Here is a 20,989-nt window from a genome sequence, read left to right as displayed (position 1 = left end):
ATTGCTATATTCTTTATCTAATACATTCGCCCATTCCATTCGGAGGCGTTCAGAATGAATCGCAAAATCAGGGAGTGCCAGATGACGCATGTCTGCATCACACATAATCGCCTGGAAATGGGTTTTAGGCTCTTGTGGCATCTGTGTGGCCCGTATACATTCATTAACCGGGTTAATGAACAAATCTTTTTGCCCATACTCCGCAGAAAATCACCGGCAATTGTCATGCTAATTGCTTCATGCCCCTGATAGGTATAACAATATCCGCTATCATGAAACCAGGCCGAAACCATTAATATTTCCTGTTCCCATTCATTGAGGTGCATTTCGGTGCATAGGTCATTTACTGCAGCTACCATCAGCTGGGTATGATCGAGATTATGATAGACCATGCCGACAGCCAGCTTTTGTCCTAAAAGATTGATTATATATTCTTCAGTTTTTTTGATGAGTTCATTCATGGATGCATTGTGTTTAGTGTGCGGATGTCATTAAAAAGTACATAGCCGGATAATAAAAGGATTATCACTAATCCGCTGAGGGAGAAAAAGGCCCAAAATGTCCGGCTGACAGGTTTACGGGTAAATCCCTCGTAAATGAGTAATAACAAGATCCCGCCGTCCATCGGTGGTAGCGGAATTACATTGAACAGTGCAAGCGCAGTGGAAAGAAGTGCTACAAGCTCCCAAAACCTTTTGGGTTCAAAATTTCCGCTGAAAAGTGTGGCGATACGTACGGGTCCTACAAGTCCTTCGTTGGCTTTTACCTCACCTGATACCAGTTGGCTTAATCCGCTGGAGTTTTCAGATATGGTGTTCCAAACTTTATTAGTCCCTGCGGAGAGGGATTGACTTAATGTAATCCTTTGGGGTTTAACCAGAGGCAGTTTGTTATCCACGCTAAAGCCGATATGGCCGTCTTTCTCCTGATGGGCCAGCATAGTACTGGTTTTGCCGTCATGAATAACCGTCAGATAAAGCTGTCGCTGTTTATTCTCCTTTAATCGAATGATAAAATCATTATATGATTGTACGTAATCCCCATTAAGAGCGACGATATGCGATTTTTTAAAAGTCTGATTGTGGCGCAGATCGATGTTCGTGTAAATAGAATCTACCTGAAATCCTGCTTTTATCGAAAAAAATTGAGTTAACCCTTTATCTGCGACAAGCTGCATGATCTTTGGCGAGACGGCAACGTGCATGTGTATTTTTTCCTTGCCCTGATGACGGACAATGGATAAAACAGTATTACCCCGCATCAGGTGAGTACTCAGCAACTCGTCTTCATATAGAGAAGAGTCGGCATTGATCGATGTAACTTCATCGCCTGGCTGTAAACCGGCCTGTAACCCTAACTCACCAGGAAGTATGATTAAATCCCGGCCAATAGCAGTGACCTGGTTCCGGCCATAATAAAGAAAAATCCCGCAGTAAATAATCAGCGCCAGACAGAGGTTCATTGCGATACCGGCAGACATAACGATCAGGCGCTGCCAAACTGGTTTATCTCCATACCGCTGACCTTGTGGAACCTCCGCATCTTCATCGGCCTCATCCTCATCCACGGCTGTAAGACTTCCGGCCATCCGAACGTAGCCGCCAACAGGCAGCCAGCCTATACCAAACTCCGTTCCCTTATAATTGTATCGATACAATCGCTTATCGAAAGCATCGAAGAAAAGGTAAAACTTTTTGATCCTGATACCGAAAGCTCTGGCCGCAAGAAAATGCCCCAGCTCGTGGATGAAGACGAGCAGGCTCAGCCCAGCCAGAAATTGCGTGATCATGATCAGGATGTTCATAGGAGATCGCCAGTTTGTGTTAATTGAATTGCTCCATTAATTTGCTGGCTCACATCGGTTAACGACCGGATCAAAATTCCATCGTAATATCCTTGTGCCTTACCGCAGGTTAAATGGATGAATAATTCATTATTTTGAAGGAATCGCGGCATGAAAGGTGCCACCTCTGCCCGTAACAGGTTAGTAAGCGCTAATAAGCGTCCCGGGTGTAACAGGAAGATGGATACCTCGGAGGCATACTCACCCAAGCTATCTTCCGAAATACTACGGAGGGTCTTCAGATCTTTGAGGGCAACAAGGGCCATTTCAGGTGTGTTATTATTAACCGGTTGAAACCCTCGGTCGATACCCATTCCATTGAAATCATCTACCAATAACCGGTACCGGTAACTCACCTTGACAGATTGGGGCCATAACTCAACAATGATTGGTGAATAAGGAACCAGGGCATAGCAGTTCAGCCCCAGTGAAAGTCTGCGCGCCAGCGTCAGGTAAACCTGCAATTGCAGGTTACTATCCGTTATAGCCCGGTTATCCGGGTTGACTTTAATATGCAGGAATTGGTATGTACCCGCATCCTGGGTTACTTTAAACGGAAAATCCATATTTACCCCTCCAAATCTAAAAACCATTGTTGGGCCTGTTTAACGGCCTCCTTCTCCCTGGTACTTCCTTCCGGGATGTCGCTTTCTTTCAAATTCGCCTCAATCTCCAGTGCTTTAGATTTTACTTCAGGCTCCAGGTCTTTCAGTGGCGTTTGCATGTTTTTCGATTGATCTTGTTCCATTAGTTTTTATAATATTATGCCCAGAATTAGAAATATCAGGAAGCCTCCAAAGAACAATGCCGTATAAAAAGGCGAATCCTTTTCCTCATGTGCCTCGACTAAAAGTTCCTCGGTCACCAGGTACATCAGTGCCGCCGCTCCGAACGAAAGGATAAATTCCATTACCTTATCGGGAGCATTGTGCAACAGGAATAAGCCAGCTACCGCGCCAATCAAAAACACAATTCCAAGGCCTATCAATACCTGGTACATTTTACCCCTGCTTACTGCGGATGATTGAATGGTGGTAATGACTGCAATACCCAATGAAAAACATTCCAGCGCCAGCGCGAATGCCAGCAAAGTACCTTCCTTTTGGCCGGCAGCAAAGCCGATACCCAGTAAGATCCCATCGATGAGCAAGTCGATACCGATAGCGCTAAGTGCCGCCCATGGCAATTTGCCCGTCTTATCTTTGTTAGCCGCTTTTTCTTCCATTTTTTCAGTTACCTGCTTGACGATCAGCATTGATGCAATACCAAATACGAAACCAACCACGATCAGCAACGGGTCATGGATCTTGATCATATCCGGCAGCAACTCTACAGCTACGACCGAGAAAACTACACCTGCCGCGAAATGTAACGTCATACTTTTAAAGGCACTGCTGGCTGTGCGGAAGATGCCCAGGATTCCCCCAGCGATTAGCAGAACAACTGGGATTAAGGTAAACAGGATCTCTTTTTCTAATTGGCTCATAATTTTATATACTTATATAGTTCCGGAAACTGTTCTTCACTGGCCAGGCTGATCCGCACATAGGTAATACCCGCTGCTCCAGCGGCAATTGCTAAAGCAATTAATAATTGTAATGGGAAAAATTTCCTTTCCATTAACGCGGCCAGGTTAAGTCCGAGGCTGCATAGGGTCAGCATCACTTTTACCATCCAATGCCGTTTGCGCAAACAGAAATAGGCCAACAGGCACATACCTGTTACGACCGACCCGGTAACAAAGAGAATTTGACAACTTTCATAGGGTTTGGGATGGGCAAAGTTCAGTGACCTGCCGCATAATTCTGGCCAGAACCAACGCATAGCCTGGTTAAACAAAAGCAAAACAGCCGTAAGCAACAATCCAAACATGGAAAACCTGTTCAGCCAAAACATAAATCGCACGCGTTCTTTGTAGAGGAACATGAGAATAATTGCGCACCAATACGGAATCCAGTAGGGGACATTAATTAAATGAGGTGCCATGCTCCGAACCTGCTGCCATCTGACATACTGTACTGTTGTTTCCAACCAGCCATTTACTGCGCCAAGGTTTACATGAAAAACCGTAAAAATTACAGCGATCAGAAAACAGCTCATTGCTGCGATAGTAGCCCAGCAAACGATCTGAAATGTTTTTGAATCATATTTACTGAACTTCATTTGCTAAAAAATTCGAGGTAAATCAAAAAAATGCTCCTGCTGTCATCACCAGCAAACAGAGTGTTCCCAAGACATTGGATAATGTTTTATTCGTGTACTCGCCCATGATTGTTTTGTTATTGGCGATGTGCAGCACAATTCCAATAATTACGGGACAAGTAACCCCATAAAGTATGGCTGTATATAGCAATGCATCTACCGGGTTGATACCGAAATAATTAATACCCAGACCCAGTAACACGGAAATAATCAGAATTACATAAAAGGCTTTTGCCTGATGAAATTTCTTATCAAGGCTGCCTTTTAAACCAAAAGTTTCCGTGACGATATAGGAAAGCGAACCACTTAACACAGGAATAGCAAGAAAACCTGTACCGATGATACCTACTGCAAACAACAGATACGACAGCCTTCCGGCAACAGGGGCTAATGCTTTTGCAGCTTGCTCGACTGTATCGATATTTCTTACACCATGCGAATAAAGCGCCGTGCCTGTTGCCAGGATGGTGAAGAACATGATCAGGTTGGACAAAAACATGCCGAGGTTAACATCAACGCTCATCTTTTGGATAAGCAAACCAAGTAATTTTCGCTCCCGTTTCTCACCATTATCTGGATGAGCCTCGCTCAGCGTTAACCTTCGTTTGTTAACGATCAATTGCCGTTTTACAGTTTTTACGTCCTCGGCTTCCATTGCCGTCTGCCAGAAAAAGAGATATGGTGAAATGGTGGTTCCCAATATCGCAACCAGCACGCCGATAAAATCTTTATCCCAACGAAAAGTCGGTATGACGGTTTGTTTAAGCACCTGCCACCAGTCCGGTTTTGTAAAAAACGGTACCGCTATGTAAAGCAGTAGGGTAAGACATAGGTATTTTAATACCGCAACGAACTTTTGGTATGGCAGATAAACAATAAAAAAAGCAACAGACCTGTAAAAGCAATGCTGAAGTAAATGGGTGGCACTGATGGAATAAGCAAATTAGCGACAGCACCCATTGCAGCAATATCCGCTCCGATGTTCAGAATGATGGCAGGTACACTAAAAATCAACATCAGGTACAAAACAGGTTTGCCATAATGAGCCTTCAGCGTAGTCGTTAAACCCGCTGAGGTGATCAGGCCAATCCTGGCGCACATTTCCTGAATTGCCGCCATTAACGGGAAGGTGATGATAACAGTCCATAAGGTTGTTAAACCATATTTAGCTCCGGCCTGCGAATAAGTCGCTATACCCGAAGGGTCATCATCACTGGCCCCGGTCACGATACCTGGCCCCAGCGCCCCCAAAAACTTCCTGATCTTTTTGAGCATCTTATTTCTTTTTTCCTTTCGCCGAATTATTATGACCACTATCGTAAGCCAGCAAGCGAAGTGCGTTAAAAACCACCAGGAGTGTTGAGCCTTCGTGAGCGACAACCGCCGGGCCAATAGATGCAATTCCTAATATGGTCAGCGGGATCAGTACAGCGACCATTCCAAGGCTGATACACAAGTTCTGTTTAATAATGCCCCGCGATTTACGGCTAAGGCCTATGGCGAATGGCAGGCTTTCGAGTTTATCCCCCATTAATGCGATATCTGCTGTTTCCAACGCTACATCGGAACCGGCTGCACCCATAGCTATCCCCACAGTACTTTTGGCCATAGCCGGAGCGTCATTAACGCCATCACCAACCATCGCCACTTTTTTCTCTGATTTATCGAGTTTTTGAACAGCTGCAACCTTATCTTCCGGCATCAGGTTACCCCAGGCATCGGTTACGCCAACTTCTTTGGCGACGGCTTCAGCAACCTGCTGGTTATCGCCGGTTAGCATGACCATTTTTTTAATGCCCAGCTCTTTTAACTGGCTGATCACGTTTTTGGCCTCTTTTCTCGGGGTATCCATCAGGGCGATAATGCCCAGGAAGTTTTTTCCGGATTTCACTGTCATAGAGGTGTTGCCACCTTTCTCCAGTTCCTCAACCTGTTTCTTCAATTCCTCGGGCAGCGTTTTGCCAAAAAGTGCCAAATTGCCGATCAATATTTCGTGACTGCCGATCTTAGCCTCTACACCTTTGCCAACAATACCTTTTACACTGCTGGCTTCCGGGATTTTGTGGTTTTTCTTCAACCGCTCCATACCGCCCTTAACAATTGCCTCGGCAAGGGGGTGATCACTCAGGCGTTCCACAACGATAGCAGTTTCCAGGAGTTCTTCTTCTGTAATGCCTTCAAATGGAATAACCTGTGTAAGTTTGGGTTTGCCTTCGGTTAGCGTTCCTGTTTTATCGAACGCGATGGCTTGCAGTTCACCCAAATCTTCCAGCGGACGTCCGCCTTTGATCAACACCCCTCCGCGCGCGGCACGGGCTACTCCGCTTAACACGGCACTGGGCGTACTAATAGCCAAAGCGCAGGGACTTGCTGCAACAAGCACAGACATAGCCCGGTAAAAGCTTTTGCTGAAAGGTTCGTCGATGACAAGGAAAGCAAAACACAGCGCTGTTACCAGTACCAGTACAGCAGGTACAAAATATTTCTCGAACTTATCCGTGAACAACTGCGTAGGGGATTTCTGCTTTTCTGCCTCATTCACCATTTTTACCAGGCGACTGATGGTTGAATCTTTAGCCTCACGAATCACTCTAACCTCTAATGCTGAACCACCGTTGATGGTGCCGGCAAATACGCGGTGCTCAGGTTTGATTGATTTCTCTGCACTGTAATCCTTATCTGGATCAGTCACGGGCCGTTTGTCTACCGGTACACTTTCCCCGGTTATCGGGGCTTGATTCACGCTGCCTTCTCCTTTGATCACGACACCGTCCGCAGGAATTTTGCTGTTTGGTTTGATCAAAATGATCTCGCCCAATTGCAGGTCTTCTATCAGGATTTCGGTTTGTTTCCCGTCTTTGATAACAAGCGCGGTTGGCGGTGCCAAACTGGTGAGCGCTTCTATGGATTTCCGGGCTTTGCCCATGGCATAATGTTCCAATGAATGGCCCAGGCTGAATAAAAATAACAGCAATGCACCTTCCAGCCAGGAACCGAGAATTGCGGCACCAACTGCTGCCACCAGCATCAGGAAATCGATCTCAAAGCCACCTTTCAATACGGTTTCTACAGCTTCTTTGGCTGTAAAGTACCCGCCGAAGAAGTAAGCGACGATGTAACAGGAAAGACTTACCCAATCCGGCAGGCTCTTAATGAAATGCAATCCCCAGCCTGTCCCCAGCGCCACACCGCAAAGGATCGCGAAAATGAGTTCGGTATTTTTTCCAAAAACACCACCATGTTCATGATCATGGCCTTCTTCATGTTCATGGTCTTTCTCGTTATGCTTATGACCCTTTTTTTCCTCTTTATCCTCTGGCCGACTGATATCTACCCTCGGAGTTTCGTGCTTGTGGCCATTTCGCTGGGCCGCATTTTTGCTTTCCTGTTTTTTCATCGTTTTTTAGGATTTTATTCTTCTTCGCTATTTTTAAGCTTACTCAAAAGGTCATAAGCACCTTTTGTAACTATTTGGCTATTAGCAGGTACTTCGGCCGGCAATTGCACCGCGATATAACCTCCTTCATTTACGCCGGTCGTAACCGGCGTCATTTTAAATCGGTATACTTTGGTATCACCATCTTTACGTTTTTCATTGGCGGTCCCTGTACTCAAAAACACATATTGCTTCCCTTCAAAATTCACAACGGCAGTTTCCGGAAGTGCAGGGGTCGCGTTTTTCCCGGTTTCAATAAATGCCTTTACGTAAGTTCCCGGCAAGAAATTAAAGCTGCCTTTGGCAATACTGTGAATGCGTATCGTCTTGTCCGCATTGATTTCTTTACCTACAAGGGAAACGATTGCCTGGCGCTCTGTTGAGTCGTTGGTTAAAGTAAAGCGTACGGTTTGGCCGGTTTTTACTTTTTCGGCATCCCGCTCGAATACATTTAATTCCACGTGGAGGTTATTGCTGTTTACTATTTCCAGCATGATATCATTTGGATTAACAAATTTACCTACGTTGGTATTCACCTTGGTCACGTAGCCGCCTATAGGTGCATAGATATTTACCGTACTACGTATGCCTGCCGGTGTCAGCTTTTCAGGGTCGATATTGATCAGGCGCAAACGTTGGCGCAAGGCCGCTTCGCGCGCCATTGAACTCTCATAACTGGCCTTGGCCTGTTGTAAAACCTTTGTAGCCGTTACATTTTGCGAGGCCAGGGTTTGCTGACGCTTGTACTCGGCTGAATTAAGATCATGCTGGCTTTTGCTATCGAGGTAGTCTTGTTGTAATTGTACATAATCCTGGTTTTCCAGTATGGCGATCACTTGCCCTTTCTTAACTACAGAACCTTGAAGCACCGGTATCGATTTTACAATACCACCCATTTGGGTGCTGATGCTCACTAAATCCTGTGGTGGTACGTCTATAAATCCGTTAACTTTCAGAACACCACTTAGCGCTTTCTGGCTTACTGTTTCCAGTTTAACACCCAAAGTATTATACTGCGCGTCGCTGATCTCAGCGACATTACTTTCTTCTTTCTTTTTCGTGGTATCTGCCGTAGCAGCAGTTTCTTTATTGCCACCACCACTGCAGCTGCTCATCGATAAGGCCAGTGAAACGATGATCATCAGGCCCGAAAATTTTATTATTAATTGCTTTTTCATTTCTTTTATTATAAACCGGTCAGGTATTGCAAGTCGTAAACAGATTGATTGTATTGATTAAGGGCTTGTAAGTAAGCCAAACGAATGTCCGATGCCGTTTTCAGCGCCTGCACAAATTCTACATAACTGATCTCCCCGTTTCGGAAGGCGATCTGCGCCTGTTTCAGGATCAGCTCTGCATTGGGCAGGGCGCTGCTTTCATAGTAGGATACCGAACGGTCACTTTTCAGTAACTGGTGGTAAGACTGCTCATATTGGCTGGAGAGGTTTTTCTCATACAGTTGCAATTGCGTCTGCGATACCTCCTTTTGAATGCGGGCCGCTTTTACGCGTGCTGCGAAAGGTTTAAAGAACAAAGGAATTGAAATTCCCGCCTGAAAGCCCTGGAAGCGGTTGGCACCGGTGAAATTTTGATCAGTTCCGTTAACATTTTGAATACCCATGATCGACTGGTTGAAATAGCCTACGGTAAAATCCGGCCCGGATTTCGCTTTCTCCAGGCTGATCGTACGGTCTGCTAAAATTACCTGCTGGCGCTGATACGCCAGTTGGGGATTTTGGTTAATGGCACTGTCCAAATGTTTAAACTCAGCGCTCGCCCTTTTCAGCGAACCGCTTACCAGCGATACGGAATCGCTTGTATTCATTAACCGTTGCAGTTCTGCACTTGCTGCGGCAATATCTCCGCTGTTCTTGCTGCGTTGGTTACGTACCTCATTTAACTGAGTTTCCGCGGTGGTCTTTTCCAGTAAATTGCTTTCACCTGCTTTAAAACGTACCGAGGCGGCGCGGAAGAACTCGTTATAAATCGAATCCTGGCGCAAATAAAGGTCGCTCAGTGCAGTAAAATAAGCGAGTTGCCCGAAGGCCTGCCGCACCTGGTAACGCAATTGCGATTGGGTAACATTCAGTCCGATCCTGGCGTTCTGCTCCTGCGCCTCATAAACCTGGCGCTGGCTTTTAAATAAACCGGGGAAAGGGATACTTTGCGTGATATTGATCTGATTATCCCGCTTGATACTGTTGAACTGACCGTATTGGAAGTTGAAATTAGTTTTGCCCAGGTCAACGGAACTACCTTTTAGTGCCGTTTGCTGGCTGATCTCCAGTTGTGAGGCCTTAACACCAAAGTTATTGGCAGATGCAGTTGAAATAGCCTGCTCCAGCGTAAGCGGTTGTCCGGGGGCAGGACGGTTTTGTGCTTTGGCTGAAGGCAGGCAAAATCCTAATAGCAATAATAGTGAGGCTACAACCTTTGCGGCTTTGCCACCTTTACGGTTTTTTCCGAAATTCTCGAAATACGTATATAACACGGGTAATACAATTAAAGTCAATATCGTCGAAGTGATCAAACCACCGATAACTACGGTTGCCAGCGGTTTTTGCACCTCAGCCCCGGCAGCAGATGAAATTGCCATCGGCATAAAGCCTAACGAGGCAACCGTTGCTGTCATCAGTACCGGACGGAGCCGTTCAGCAGTACCTTCGAGCACGATCTTTTTAAGATCGGTAAGGCCACTTTTCTTTAACCTGTTAAACTCAGTGATCAATACGATACCGTTCAATACCGCTACACCGAATAGCGCGATGAAGCCCACGCCAGCTGATATACTGAATGGCATACCGCGTAACAGTAAGGCAAATACGCCGCCAATAGCTGCCATTGGTATTGCGGAAAAGATCAGGACGGATTGCTTGATCGAGCCAAAAGAGAAGTACAATAATAGCAAGATGAGCAACAAGGCCACCGGTACCGCAACGCTTAATCTTGCAGTCGCTTCTTTCAGGTTTTCAAACTGTCCACCATAGGTGACATAATAACCGGCAGGCATTTTTATCTGTTGATTAACCTTGGCCTGTATTTCAGTTACTACAGATTGAATATCACGGCCACGTACATTCAGGCCTACCACGATACGACGTTTGGTATCCTCGCGCTGGATCTGGTTAGGGCCAACCTGGAACTGCACACTGGCCAGTTGTTCCAGTGGTACCTGGTTACCGTTTGGCGCTGTTACATAAAGGTTCTTCACGTCATCAATATTCTGACGGTTCTGATCCGAGAGGCGCACGACCATATCATAACGGCGCTCACCCTCGTAAACAAGCCCTGCGGATTGACCGGCAAAGGCGGCATTAATGGCCTGGTTAACGGTTGACACACTCAAGCCGTATTGGGCCACTTTATCCCGGTCAATTTTCACAACGATCTGTGGAAGACCTGTTGCCTGCTCAATATATAAATCTTTGGCACCTGAAACGCTGCTCACAATTTTGCCAACCTTTTGTGATAGCTCGGCTAATGTTTGCAGGTCGTCACCAAATATTTTGATACCAATATCCTGTCTAACGCCGGAGATCAGCTCATTGGAACGAAGCTGGATGGGCTGGGAAAATCCGAAGGTTACACCTGGTACGCTCTCCAGTTCCTTGGCCATCAGATTGGCCAGTTCTTCGCGATCCTGGGTGGTTGTCCATTCTTTTTTATCTTTCAGGATCACCGTTAAATCGCATGCGTCCATTGGCATAGGGTCTGTGGGAATCTCCGCTGCACCGATCTTACCGATCACTTCTTTTACTTCAGGGAATTTTTTTACCAGTATTTGTGAGGCCTGGTTTACCTTATCAATAGTTTGGGAAAGGGAACTGCCGGTCAGCAATCTCGTTTCAACGGCGAAATCGCCTTCTTCCAGCGTTGGGATGAACTCACCGCCCATGCGGGTAAACGTGAACACTGCTGCGACCAATAGTACAACAGAAACGATGATGATCGGCATGCGGTGATTTAAGGCACCTTTGATCATCGGCTCGTAGCGTTTATGCACCGCGTCCATCATTTTGTCTGAGAAGTTCTTGCCTTTTTTTGGTTTTTTACTCAGGAACATCGATGAAATCATTGGCACATAGGTCAAAGACAAAAGGAATGCACCAATAATGGCAAACGCAACGGTTTCAGCCATCGGCCGGAACATTTTACCTTCTATACCTACCAAGGCCAATATTGGAAAATATACAATCAGGATAATTATCTGCCCAAATGCTGCAGCACTCATCATACGCACAGCCGACGTTTCTACCTGGTCATTCATCTCCTGTTGCGTATAAGCTTTTGCGCGTTCTTTTGCATAAAGCAAATGCATCGTAGCTTCCACGATAATCACAGCGCCATCCACGATCAAACCAAAATCTATCGCTCCAAGGGACATCAGGTTACCGGATACCCCAAAAAGGTTCATCATACAGATGGCGAAAAGCATCGCTAACGGGATTACCGAGGCAACTACCAAACCGGCCCGAAGATTACCCAGGAAGATAACCAACACGAAGATTACAATAAGCGCACCCTCGATCAGGTTCTTTTCTACTGTACCTATAGCTCTTCCCACCAGGGCACTACGGTCAAGGAATGATTCTACAACTACGCCCTGCGGTAATGAGGTATTGATGCGGGCGATCTTTTCTTTCACCGCTTTTACAACGTTATTAGCATTAGCGCCCTTTAACATCATCACGATACCGCCAACCGCCTCACCACTGTTCTCTTTAGAAGCGCGGGTAAGCGCACCATAACGGATAGAATTGCCAATTTTAACAACCGAGATATCTCGGATCAGAACCGGTGTACCGTCCGTATTGTTCTTCACGACGATTTTGCCGATATCATCGGTAGATCCTACCAAACCTTCGCTCCTGATAAAGTAGGCATTGGGCTTTTTATCTATATAAGCGCCACCGGTATTTTGGTTATTCTGCTCCAGGGCATCAAATACATTGGTAATGCTGAGGTTGAAGCTGCGCAGTTTATCGGGATCAAGCGCGATTTCATATTGTTTTAATAGGCCGCCAAAGCTATTTACCTCGGCAATACCAGGTGTGCCTAATAGCTGCCGACGAACGATCCAATCCTGGATGCTCCGCAGCTCACGGGCGTTAAATTTAGTTTCATATCCCGGTTTGGCGTGAATCACATATTGATAGATCTCGCCAAGACCAGTTGAAATAGGGGAAATTTCAGGGTTGCCTAAACCGGCCGGAATATTGTTTTTGGCCTCTGCAAGTTTTTCGTTAACCTGCTGGCGTGCCCAATAGATATCCACATCATCGTGGAATACAATAGTCACCACCGAGAGACCGAAACGAGAGATAGAACGCACCTGTTCAATCTCAGGAATGGTGGCCATCGTTTGTTCGACCGGATAGGAAATAAGCCTTTCAACCTCCTGGGTCGCCAGGGAGGGGCTCAATGTAATAACCTGAACCTGATTATTAGTAATATCAGGAACGGCATCTATGGGTAATTTTTTGAGTGACCAGATACCCCAGGCAATCAGCCCGAGCGTAAATAACCCAATTACCAATTTATTGTTGATGGAAAAATGAATGATCTTATTCAGCATAAAATTAATCTAATGCTTGGATAAGATATGACAGTACCTCTGTATCATCCCTATGATCGCCAGTAACAAAACAATAGTAACGATGATTAGCGATATGGTGCGGATAATGCGCATCCATAGTGGCTTACGGGATTTTTTCTTCTTTTTATTTTTGTTGGTTACAGAGGTACGCTTAGCAGGTGTTAACCTGTTTGTTGCCATACCGGTACAAGTAAAACATAAAAAAATAAACTTGCCGCAGGAATACGTCAGTTATGACGCAAGCGGCTAACTCGAAATGTTTATGCGTTTAGCTTGGGCGGTTGCCAAATATTAGCTGGTCGGGTAACCGGCTTTTCCGGGATCATGTAAACAGTAATAGGTGTATACTTGCCTGCAACTGGCCTGAAGACCATTTTACCTTGTATAACTACCTGCATATTGCAGCAGCTACAATGGCACATCGGCGGGCATTGATCCTGAGTAGTATTAGATTGATGGTGTTTTGTGAAAATAGTTGAAACGAAAGAATCAGGCGCAGCACCGACCTTATCCTTGCATGGCTCTAAGTCCAGGGCAAGAAAAAAGATCGCAAATATGAAGCACATCCATTTCATTTCGATGCAAAGATATTAAAACAGTTTTTAAAAATATAATTAATAAGTTTGACTATTGTCATAACCAGATACGTAACAACTATTTATACGGTTTGTTTATAAGACTTTACCCTATAGATCTTGTTACATTTTTAACATCTTTTAACACTTCTCCATGACCTACCAGGCGGAACTGATAATTTTAGGCAAGATTTTACTGGCGGCGATCCTTGGTGCGGTCATCGGGTACGACCGTGAAAAACATGGCCGCGATGCTGGTATCCGCACTTACGCTGCCGTTTGTGTCGGTGCCGCTATATTTACGTCGATTGCTGCCCATCTTGGCGATACTGCCGCAGCCTCCCGTATTGTTGCCAATATCGTTGTTGGAGTTGGTTTTCTTGGTGCGGGTATTATTTCCCGAGATGCGTCCGGCAAAGGTTCACAGGGATTAACAACTGCGGCGACAACCTGGTGTACCGCCGCAGTTGGTGTTACGCTTGGCCTGAATGAATTTTTGATTGCGATAGGTACGGCTGCCTTATTATACTTTCTGCTGGCTCTTCATCATCATAAATGGTACGTTAATTGGAAGAGATCATTACATGAAAATGAACGCAAGGAAGAATAATAACAGTTGTTCATTCGATCTAATTATGATGTATGACAACAGATAATCAACAAAAGATCAATGCCAGTGACCATTTGGCCAATGAGCGTACCTTTTTAGCCTGGATACGTACAAGCATTGCCCTTATGGGTTTCGGGTTTGTGGTGGTCAAATTTTCGCTTTTTTTAAAGCAACTCACCATTGTTGTAAATGACAAGATGCCAGCTCCTTCCAGAGGTTTTTCGGTAATTATCGGAATTTCTATGGTTGCAATTGGGGCGATAACCGCGTTGATCGGTTACCTGCGTTATCAAAGGATTGAACAGCAATTGTTGAATGGCAAATTTAATCCCACCTCCAGGCTTTTATTTCTGCTGACCACGCTTCTTATTGCCGCCTCCATAGTTTTGTTATATTACCTCTTGTCAAACTTGTAATGTTCGCAATTGCATTCATTTTATGAGCCTAAACCGAGTTTGCTTAATTTAACCTCCAATAAAAATTTGCTACGAATCGCAAATTTTTATGATGTTTGTTCTGCTACCGGAAGACAATGAAATATAAAAATACAATTCGTGGCAAATTCTTCTCTGTGCTTGCGCTGACATTAATCTATTCGTTAGTCGCAATCACGCATATTTTCCTGCTTCCTTTACAGCATCAGCCAGTATTCCATACCAAAACTGTAAAAGGCAATTCCATATTTAAGAGAAAGCAAGAACAGGTCAGCGGTATTTTACCATCTAATAGCCTGGTCAAGCGCCTCGATAAATCCGTATTAGAAGATCGCAAGCTGGCTCATGGCCTCCCTTTTGTCTTACTTCATAAGTTTAAGGCCTTTCTGATCGTTGCGCAATTAAAACAGTTCCTAACACAATCACCAGATTGTTTTTTTCTGCTTTAAGGACTCGTCAATTATTTCTCTCGCTCTGTACGATCCGTATCTGATCAACCTATAAGGTTGCCAATGCATCCTTCCAAAAATCTTACCTAAAACAATCTGATGATGGGAAAAAGCACCTATTGCTTGCTATCGTTTGTTAACTGTTACTCGCATTTTTGAGTCATCTAAGTCTATAGGTAGTCAATCAATCAGGGGAAAAATTAATCAACCAATTCAAGGTATGCAATTGATGATTTCTAAACAACTGCGTAAATTAAAGAACCGCTACGCACAATCCGTTCTAAAAGAAATTCCCGGTAAACCTGGGGAGTATTTGATCGACATCATTACTATACTATCATCAGCCACTCAACCGCAAACACAAAAAATGATTGCGGAACTTCTTGAGCTGGACAAGTCTCGTATAGCCGTTATTATCGATGCACTCAACACAAAGGGTTATACCTACACGTCTTTAAACCCGGCAGACCGTCGGGAGCATTTCGTTTTCCTTACCAAAAAAGGTCAGGCAATGCAGCCATTAGTTCAGGCAGCCATAGATAAAGTAAATGAAACGCTTTATAAAGGGATGACAACTGACCAGATCCTTCAATTTGAAGGTTTGCTGGTCAGGTTAAATAATAATTTAGTATAAATGAATCAAAGGGCTGGATAAAAATTCAGCCCTTTTTGTTTTATTCAATTTAGGAAACTCAGAGATAGTTTACCGTATCATAAATCCTCTTTGCGATTTAGTCTGTCCCCTGGCGATAAAATCTTTAACCGCACATTAACTACTGATTTAGTCAGTGGAATAATCCGGTAATTACAATTCCCGTTGTATCCGGATTTTATTTAAATAAGGCTCCCGAAACTTTATATCCAGATAAAAATATTTATAGGTAGTACCTGAAAGCTCCTGATATGCACCTTCCCGTTAACCTCACTTTTGGCTCCATGGAGCTGGAAGTGAGGTTTCGTTGTTTTGGAAAGTGTTCGTTATCTGTGGTGTAGTTCATCCACTTTAACCAGTTAACCTTTCTCAAGCAACTTCCCTAAACAGTAGCCTGCAATGGCGACGGTCGAATTAATATTCGGCATCATAACCTTGTAGGGTAGCTGAAATCTCCATCGAAAATTGATTGGGCTTCGCTGAATGCCATTGTCGCATCCAGCAAACGAAGCTCCTATCTGCCAACCGCAGATAGCACTGACGGCACTGTCCGCAGTTCTTTGACGTATGGGGATGAAGCATTATCCGGCCACTAACCGGAAATCAGGCGAAGGTGCGCGTAAAGCCGCAATAATCCGAAAACGCCTGGGCAGTTTAAAGACCGTGTTGTAGAACACGACGTGAGTAATCCCGAAAAAATACCGGTAGAAATGAATTTTCGGGTTCGTTACCCGCTGCCGGTACAAATAAGGTCGTTCGACATATATCATTTAGGATCGAACCAACTTTATCGTTCGCTGTGGCTTGAGTTACTCAACAATTATTCCGATCCACAGCCTTTCTGAAATAACAATTACGCAATTAATAATCATTACCATGAATGAACTGCATGAACTCTCATCAGCAGGGCCAGGTATTTCTATATCCCAAATCCTCAAATATGCCGGATTTAGGCAGGTTGAAACCTGTGGCCGAATTGTAATCTATGAAAATTGGTCACCATTGGCTGGCGCAAGTATAAAAATAGCTTGTGATGATCAATTGGAAGTATGGTACGATCAACATTATAAAAAAGGCGGTACGCTGGTTGATCTGGTCAAGCACTGGTGGCATGTAGACGAACAGGCCGCAAATCATAAAATTGCCCTGCTACAGCAAGATGCTACAAAGGTCAAACGTCCCCGTATTCAAGTTCCCGTAAAAATCCCCAATTATGTTATTGAAGATGTTAAGGATTTAGGTACGAACGACCTGATAACCAATTTCCTTAACCAAAATGGCCTGTTTGACACAGCCAGGCAATATTTTAAGGAGCTGTATTACTATACTGTCGATTTTTATGGCAATAAAAAAGATTTTTGCGCAGCCGCATGTCAGAACTCAAAATATGGCTGGCAGGTCATCAGCAAACACTTTAACGGTTGCATCGGAAAAGTAGGAATCACCATTCTTAAAAATGACCTTCGAAGGCTTGTCGTTTTTGAAAATCAATTCCGCTACCTGATTTGGAAGAAAGAAAATAGCTCAGTAAATCACTCGGCAGTGATCCTAAACACAAATGAAGGCCTTAACGAGGCCATCAGGATGGCAGCCTCATTCCCCGAGATCGGGCTATACTTTTCAACAACTGCCGCCGGTGTTGAAGCAGCAAATAACTTCGCCAGGGCATTGCCTTATGCGAACAATCATCTTGTTTACTAATATATTGTATCTGGATACAATTTGGTTTTTATCCTTGCAAGATGTCTTCGTGTCCGACAAAAACCTCCGGTATTTTGCCAGACACTCAGAATCTTGCCCCGGCCATTCACTTCGTTCGTTCCTCTCTGCGTGAAAGACCGGGGAGTATCGGAATTTCGCAACCTCAATTCCTCTTATGAAGGCAAAGCTGAAACTCGGGGGACGGCCACCAATGACCGATGGTAAAAGATCAAAAAAATCGATGTCCGCTTTACAGAAGAAGAATACCGTATGATTCTTCAATGGGAAGAAACCATGGGCATCACTAAAACCGATTTGATACGCGGTCGCGTTTTACAGAAAACAAAGGAAGCCATTGTGAATGCAAAAGCATTGATTGAAGAAATTGATGCTATCGGAACTGAGTTAGGCCGTTGTGGTAATAATATCAATCAACTGGCGCGTCATGCCAATACTCTCAATAAAGCCGGTCGGTTAAATCCTTCGGTTATCAATGAGTTCAACCGGCTTTTTACGGATTATCTAAAACGGATAGAAACATTGGAAACCACCTTTCGGAAACTGATCCGCATCGCGCGATAATATATCCGGGGATAAAATACTCAGGTGGATTTTACCTGGAGACAATCGCCAATGTATCCCGATACACCGGCACAATGTATCTGGCTATCCAGAGACAAAGTTTAAAGGTATCAGGCTACAATATACCGGGGTATCTTGTACCCGGCTTGAATTTACCTGGAGATAAAAACAGAGATATGATGTAGCTGGAGATCATTCACTTTGTAACCGGATATGATCAATCCCGTATCTGGAAATTTTGTATCCGGATCTTTTATCTCTGGTTCTTAATGATCCCGGTACGATATAGCCAGCTCTCCAGGGGTAAACAAGCTAACTATGATCGTTAAGATATTGTCTTCAGCCGCCTCTTTTCCCGGTGTTGATTATAACACCAGTAAAATGGATAGGAATAAAGGTGAATTGATGGCCGTTCGGAATTTCGGGGCATTGCAAGGCCTGACGAGACCTGCGCCCCGAAGATTATATCAATTACCTGAAAATGGTTTCTGCTACCAATAAGGCGGTATCTAAACCACAATTTCATGTGACGATTTCAACCGAGGGGCGACTTCATAATAAACATGAATTAACCGGCATTGCCGAACAATGGTTGGATAAAATGGGGTATGCTGCCCAGCCTTATTTGATCGTCTTTCATAAAGATACCGACAATAACCATATCCATTTGGTATCGACAAGGATTGATAAAAATGGTAAAAAAATCAATAGCGGCTTTGAGAAAAATCGCGCCATTCAACAACTCAATGAGGTTGTGGGTATTGCCCCCGTGCTTAACGCGAAATCAGATATTGAAAACGCTTTAAATTATAGTTATTCGACCAAAGCACAATTTATGATGATCCTGGAAGCACAGGGTTACAAATTCAGCGAGAATGAGGGGCTTCTTAATATCATCAAATATGGGAAAGTTCAGGCGCAGGTTAACACGCAGCAGGTATTGGCCCATATGGGTACAGAGCCGGATAAAAAACGTACAGCTCAGCTTAAGGCGATATTATATAAATACACACCACAACATGATCTGTCATCACTAACCCAATACCTGAAAAGCAAACATGGCCTCATATTGCTCCTTCACGCTAAAGGGGATCAGCCGCCTTATGGATATTCAGTTATCGATCATGCGGGTAAAAATGTATTCAAGGGCAGCGAAATATTAGCCTTAAAGAACTTGTTATCAATGATCAGCAATCCTCCGGTTGATCAGCGTGTTCTGGCCGAACCCGTCAAGTACCAGTTGGCGGACGACGACCCGGGACGCCGCACCTATTATAAGGCCATGCTCAAAGTGGCTACCAATAATTACCCTGACATCAGGCAGGGGCTCCATCAGGTAGGTATCGATATCTACGAACGCGACAATCGCTATTTTCTCATAAATCATAAAGACGGGGCTTTTATCCCCCTCGATCAGCTGCTTGAACCTGCTGATTATCACCGTACCCTTGAGGCGTTTGATGCCTCCGGTGAACTTGAATCGGAACTATCTCCCGAACATCTCTTTATTCCTCCGCCAATCATCGCGGAGTCCATCGACGACGAGGCCATTAACGGCCGTAACAGACGTCGCAAAAAACACCCGCGCACCAACAGCAGGTAGGACAAAAAAATCCCACACATCATGATTATAATTATCGGCAACCAAAAAGGTGGTGCCGGCAAAAGTACGCTTACTCTTTTGCTGGCCAATTACCTCACCATGGTCAAAAAAAGAAAAGTGACCGTCATTGATATGGACTATCAGCAGTCCATCGCACAGAAGTACGAAAAAGCCAAAGTGCTTGAAAATGAAGAGCCTTATGAGGTGGTAGCGGCCTCACTCGAAGACTACCCGGATTTACTGGAACTGATAAAATCCGACCCCGAAACCCTTGTATTGATCGACCTCCCTGGAAAACTGGATGATGATGGCTTGTTGCCGGTTTTCAAATCCGCAGATCTCGTGATTTGCCCATTTGCCTATGATGAGTTCAGCTTTGAATCGACCATACTGTTTTCCGTCGTTTTCAAAAAATTGTGCCCGGACTGCGAAATGATGTTCGTTCCAAACCGCATCAAAGCCAACGTCCGCTATGACACCCAATCCGACGTGGACGAGCAATTGAAAAAATTCGGTATGGTCACCGCTGCTATACCTGATCGGATCGATTTTCAGCGGACGAGTACATTTCAAACACCTATATCTGTGTTCCCCGCCGTCCGGCCGGTTTTCGATGGCTTGTATAAACAACACCTCAAAATGGAGCCAAATGCATGAAATTAAATCACTGGCTGATCAGCTCCGCAATCGCATTAACAAACCGGATGCGCCAGCGGTGGAAAAATCACCACCTCAAAAAAGAAGGGGAAAAAGCAGCAGGTAGCAGCGCCGGTTCTTGAGCTGCTACGGGCTTATGATCTTGCCGACCACAAAAGCATGATCCATGTGCGGTTTGAAACACCTACAGCACAACTACTGCATCATCTCAAAATGGCCTCGGGTATCGAGGTCAATAAAGTGGTCGGCTATGCGGTGAAGCAGTTTTTAGAACAGCATCCCGAATTGAAAATTATCGTCAAGCAATACCTCCAAACTATTGAATTATGAACTGGACAACTTTTTTACTCTGGTTGGGGGCGATTTATGCCCTCTATTACACCGCAATCATTCTTTTTGAATCATTAAACCATAAAGATCCGGCTGCCACAAAGACTGCCGTGCACGAGCTCACCTTTTCTGAGCCGGTTGTACCGCTAAATGCGGTCGAACTGTTTGGAGGCAATACCGCCCCGTCAAGCCCGATATCGCAAGGGCCGAAATTAAGTGCCCCGGAAATGATTGCCTCGGGTGGGGTACTGCTGAAAGACGTCTTCAGCCTGGCAAGAAAGGAGGCCATCGTTTATCTCAAAGAAGTAAGTTTTTAACC

General features: G+C 44.7%; 21 protein-coding genes and 1 pseudogene. 11 read left to right on the top strand and 11 right to left on the bottom strand.

Annotated elements, in window-relative coordinates; genetic code table 11:
• Positions 1–17: 17 nt before the first annotated feature.
• The 10 genes and pseudogenes from ACRQ5D_RS31675 to ACRQ5D_RS31630 all read right to left on the bottom strand — a co-directional run bounded on the left by ACRQ5D_RS31675 (position 18) and on the right by ACRQ5D_RS31630 (position 13,056).
• Positions 18–461, bottom strand: coding sequence for a hypothetical protein (locus ACRQ5D_RS31675; RefSeq protein WP_432327772.1), 444 nt, complete (start codon positions 459–461; stop codon positions 18–20).
• Complete coding sequence (gene rseP / locus ACRQ5D_RS31670) at positions 458–1,804, bottom strand: RIP metalloprotease RseP (RefSeq protein WP_091207743.1); 1,347 nt, start codon at positions 1,802–1,804, stop codon at positions 458–460. Before rseP ends, ACRQ5D_RS31675 begins: the two co-directional genes overlap by 4 nt.
• Positions 1,801–2,436, bottom strand: coding sequence for a hypothetical protein (locus tag ACRQ5D_RS31665; RefSeq protein WP_143065075.1), 636 nt, complete (start codon positions 2,434–2,436; stop codon positions 1,801–1,803). Before ACRQ5D_RS31665 ends, rseP begins: the two co-directional genes overlap by 4 nt.
• Positions 2,412–2,591 carry a hypothetical protein gene (locus tag ACRQ5D_RS31660; RefSeq protein ID WP_091207738.1) on the bottom strand — a complete coding sequence of 60 codons (180 nt, stop codon included), beginning with the start codon at positions 2,589–2,591 and terminating at the stop codon, positions 2,412–2,414. The genes ACRQ5D_RS31665 and ACRQ5D_RS31660 overlap by 25 nt, the downstream gene beginning before the upstream one ends.
• Positions 2,592–2,597: 6 nt before the next feature.
• On the bottom strand, positions 2,598–3,329 hold the full coding sequence (locus ACRQ5D_RS31655) for a ZIP family metal transporter (RefSeq protein ID WP_091207735.1): 732 nt from the start codon (positions 3,327–3,329) through the stop codon (positions 2,598–2,600).
• Positions 3,326–4,006: a hypothetical protein gene (locus ACRQ5D_RS31650; RefSeq protein WP_091207733.1), complete on the bottom strand. Its 681-nt coding sequence runs from the start codon at positions 4,004–4,006 to the stop codon at positions 3,326–3,328. The genes ACRQ5D_RS31655 and ACRQ5D_RS31650 overlap by 4 nt, the downstream gene beginning before the upstream one ends.
• A 22-nt stretch (positions 4,007–4,028) precedes the next feature.
• Positions 4,029–5,320: pseudogene (locus tag ACRQ5D_RS31645) on the bottom strand (Nramp family divalent metal transporter).
• 1 nt (position 5,321) lies between these two features.
• The gene (locus ACRQ5D_RS31640; protein WP_243487255.1) at positions 5,322–7,442 is read right to left on the bottom strand and encodes a heavy metal translocating P-type ATPase; all 2,121 of its coding nucleotides are present in this window, start codon (positions 7,440–7,442) and stop codon (positions 5,322–5,324) included.
• Between the two features lie 14 nt (positions 7,443–7,456).
• Positions 7,457–8,659, bottom strand: coding sequence for an efflux RND transporter periplasmic adaptor subunit (locus ACRQ5D_RS31635; RefSeq protein ID WP_091207722.1), 1,203 nt, complete (start codon positions 8,657–8,659; stop codon positions 7,457–7,459).
• A gap of 8 nt (positions 8,660–8,667) precedes the next feature.
• Positions 8,668–13,056, bottom strand: coding sequence for a CusA/CzcA family heavy metal efflux RND transporter (locus tag ACRQ5D_RS31630; protein ID WP_091207720.1), 4,389 nt, complete (start codon positions 13,054–13,056; stop codon positions 8,668–8,670).
• Positions 13,057–13,108: 52 nt separating this feature from the next.
• Here ACRQ5D_RS31630 and ACRQ5D_RS31625 point away from each other — a divergent pair, with 52 nt between their 5' ends.
• Entirely contained in the window at positions 13,109–13,327 is a 219-nt protein-coding gene (locus ACRQ5D_RS31625; RefSeq protein WP_143065073.1) for a hypothetical protein, read from the top strand.
• 10 nt (positions 13,328–13,337) lie between these two features.
• Here ACRQ5D_RS31625 and ACRQ5D_RS31620 read toward each other — a convergent pair whose 3' ends face one another.
• A complete protein-coding gene (locus tag ACRQ5D_RS31620) occupies positions 13,338–13,643 on the bottom strand; it encodes a DUF6660 family protein (RefSeq protein ID WP_394332295.1) in 306 nt (101 codons plus the stop codon).
• 163 nt (positions 13,644–13,806) lie between these two features.
• Here ACRQ5D_RS31620 and ACRQ5D_RS31615 point away from each other — a divergent pair, with 163 nt between their 5' ends.
• The 10 genes from ACRQ5D_RS31615 to ACRQ5D_RS31570 all read left to right on the top strand — a co-directional run bounded on the left by ACRQ5D_RS31615 (position 13,807) and on the right by ACRQ5D_RS31570 (position 20,987).
• Positions 13,807–14,262: an MgtC/SapB family protein gene (locus tag ACRQ5D_RS31615; protein WP_091207715.1), complete on the top strand. Its 456-nt coding sequence runs from the start codon at positions 13,807–13,809 to the stop codon at positions 14,260–14,262.
• 32 nt (positions 14,263–14,294) lie between these two features.
• Positions 14,295–14,678: a YidH family protein gene (locus ACRQ5D_RS31610; RefSeq protein WP_091207713.1), complete on the top strand. Its 384-nt coding sequence runs from the start codon at positions 14,295–14,297 to the stop codon at positions 14,676–14,678.
• A gap of 116 nt (positions 14,679–14,794) precedes the next feature.
• The gene (locus ACRQ5D_RS31605; RefSeq protein ID WP_432327769.1) at positions 14,795–15,145 is read left to right on the top strand and encodes a hypothetical protein; all 351 of its coding nucleotides are present in this window, start codon (positions 14,795–14,797) and stop codon (positions 15,143–15,145) included.
• 133 nt (positions 15,146–15,278) lie between these two features.
• The gene (locus ACRQ5D_RS31600; protein ID WP_432327767.1) at positions 15,279–15,779 is read left to right on the top strand and encodes a MarR family winged helix-turn-helix transcriptional regulator; all 501 of its coding nucleotides are present in this window, start codon (positions 15,279–15,281) and stop codon (positions 15,777–15,779) included.
• 894 nt (positions 15,780–16,673) lie between these two features.
• Complete coding sequence (locus ACRQ5D_RS31595; protein WP_091207706.1) at positions 16,674–17,498, top strand: hypothetical protein; 825 nt, start codon at positions 16,674–16,676, stop codon at positions 17,496–17,498.
• Positions 17,499–17,768: 270 nt separating this feature from the next.
• On the top strand, positions 17,769–18,080 hold the full coding sequence (gene mobC / locus ACRQ5D_RS31590) for a plasmid mobilization relaxosome protein MobC (protein ID WP_432327765.1): 312 nt from the start codon (positions 17,769–17,771) through the stop codon (positions 18,078–18,080).
• Between the two features lie 448 nt (positions 18,081–18,528).
• Positions 18,529–19,683 carry a relaxase/mobilization nuclease domain-containing protein gene (locus ACRQ5D_RS31585; RefSeq protein WP_432329927.1) on the top strand — a complete coding sequence of 385 codons (1,155 nt, stop codon included), beginning with the start codon at positions 18,529–18,531 and terminating at the stop codon, positions 19,681–19,683.
• A 21-nt stretch (positions 19,684–19,704) separates the two neighbouring features.
• Complete coding sequence (locus ACRQ5D_RS31580; RefSeq protein ID WP_091207698.1) at positions 19,705–20,340, top strand: ParA family protein; 636 nt, start codon at positions 19,705–19,707, stop codon at positions 20,338–20,340.
• 159 nt (positions 20,341–20,499) lie between these two features.
• Positions 20,500–20,670: a hypothetical protein gene (locus tag ACRQ5D_RS31575; protein ID WP_432327763.1), complete on the top strand. Its 171-nt coding sequence runs from the start codon at positions 20,500–20,502 to the stop codon at positions 20,668–20,670.
• Complete coding sequence (locus ACRQ5D_RS31570) at positions 20,667–20,987, top strand: hypothetical protein (protein ID WP_091207693.1); 321 nt, start codon at positions 20,667–20,669, stop codon at positions 20,985–20,987. Before ACRQ5D_RS31575 ends, ACRQ5D_RS31570 begins: the two co-directional genes overlap by 4 nt.
• Positions 20,988–20,989 lie beyond the last annotated feature (2 nt).

Origin of the sequence: Mucilaginibacter sp. P25 (assembly GCF_050859465.1) — a bacterium.
In the GTDB taxonomy this organism is placed as follows: Bacteria; Bacteroidota; Bacteroidia; order Sphingobacteriales; family Sphingobacteriaceae; genus Mucilaginibacter; species Mucilaginibacter gossypii.
The sequence above is the reverse complement of the archived record's forward strand: the minus strand, read 5'-3'. Positions and strand labels throughout refer to the sequence as shown.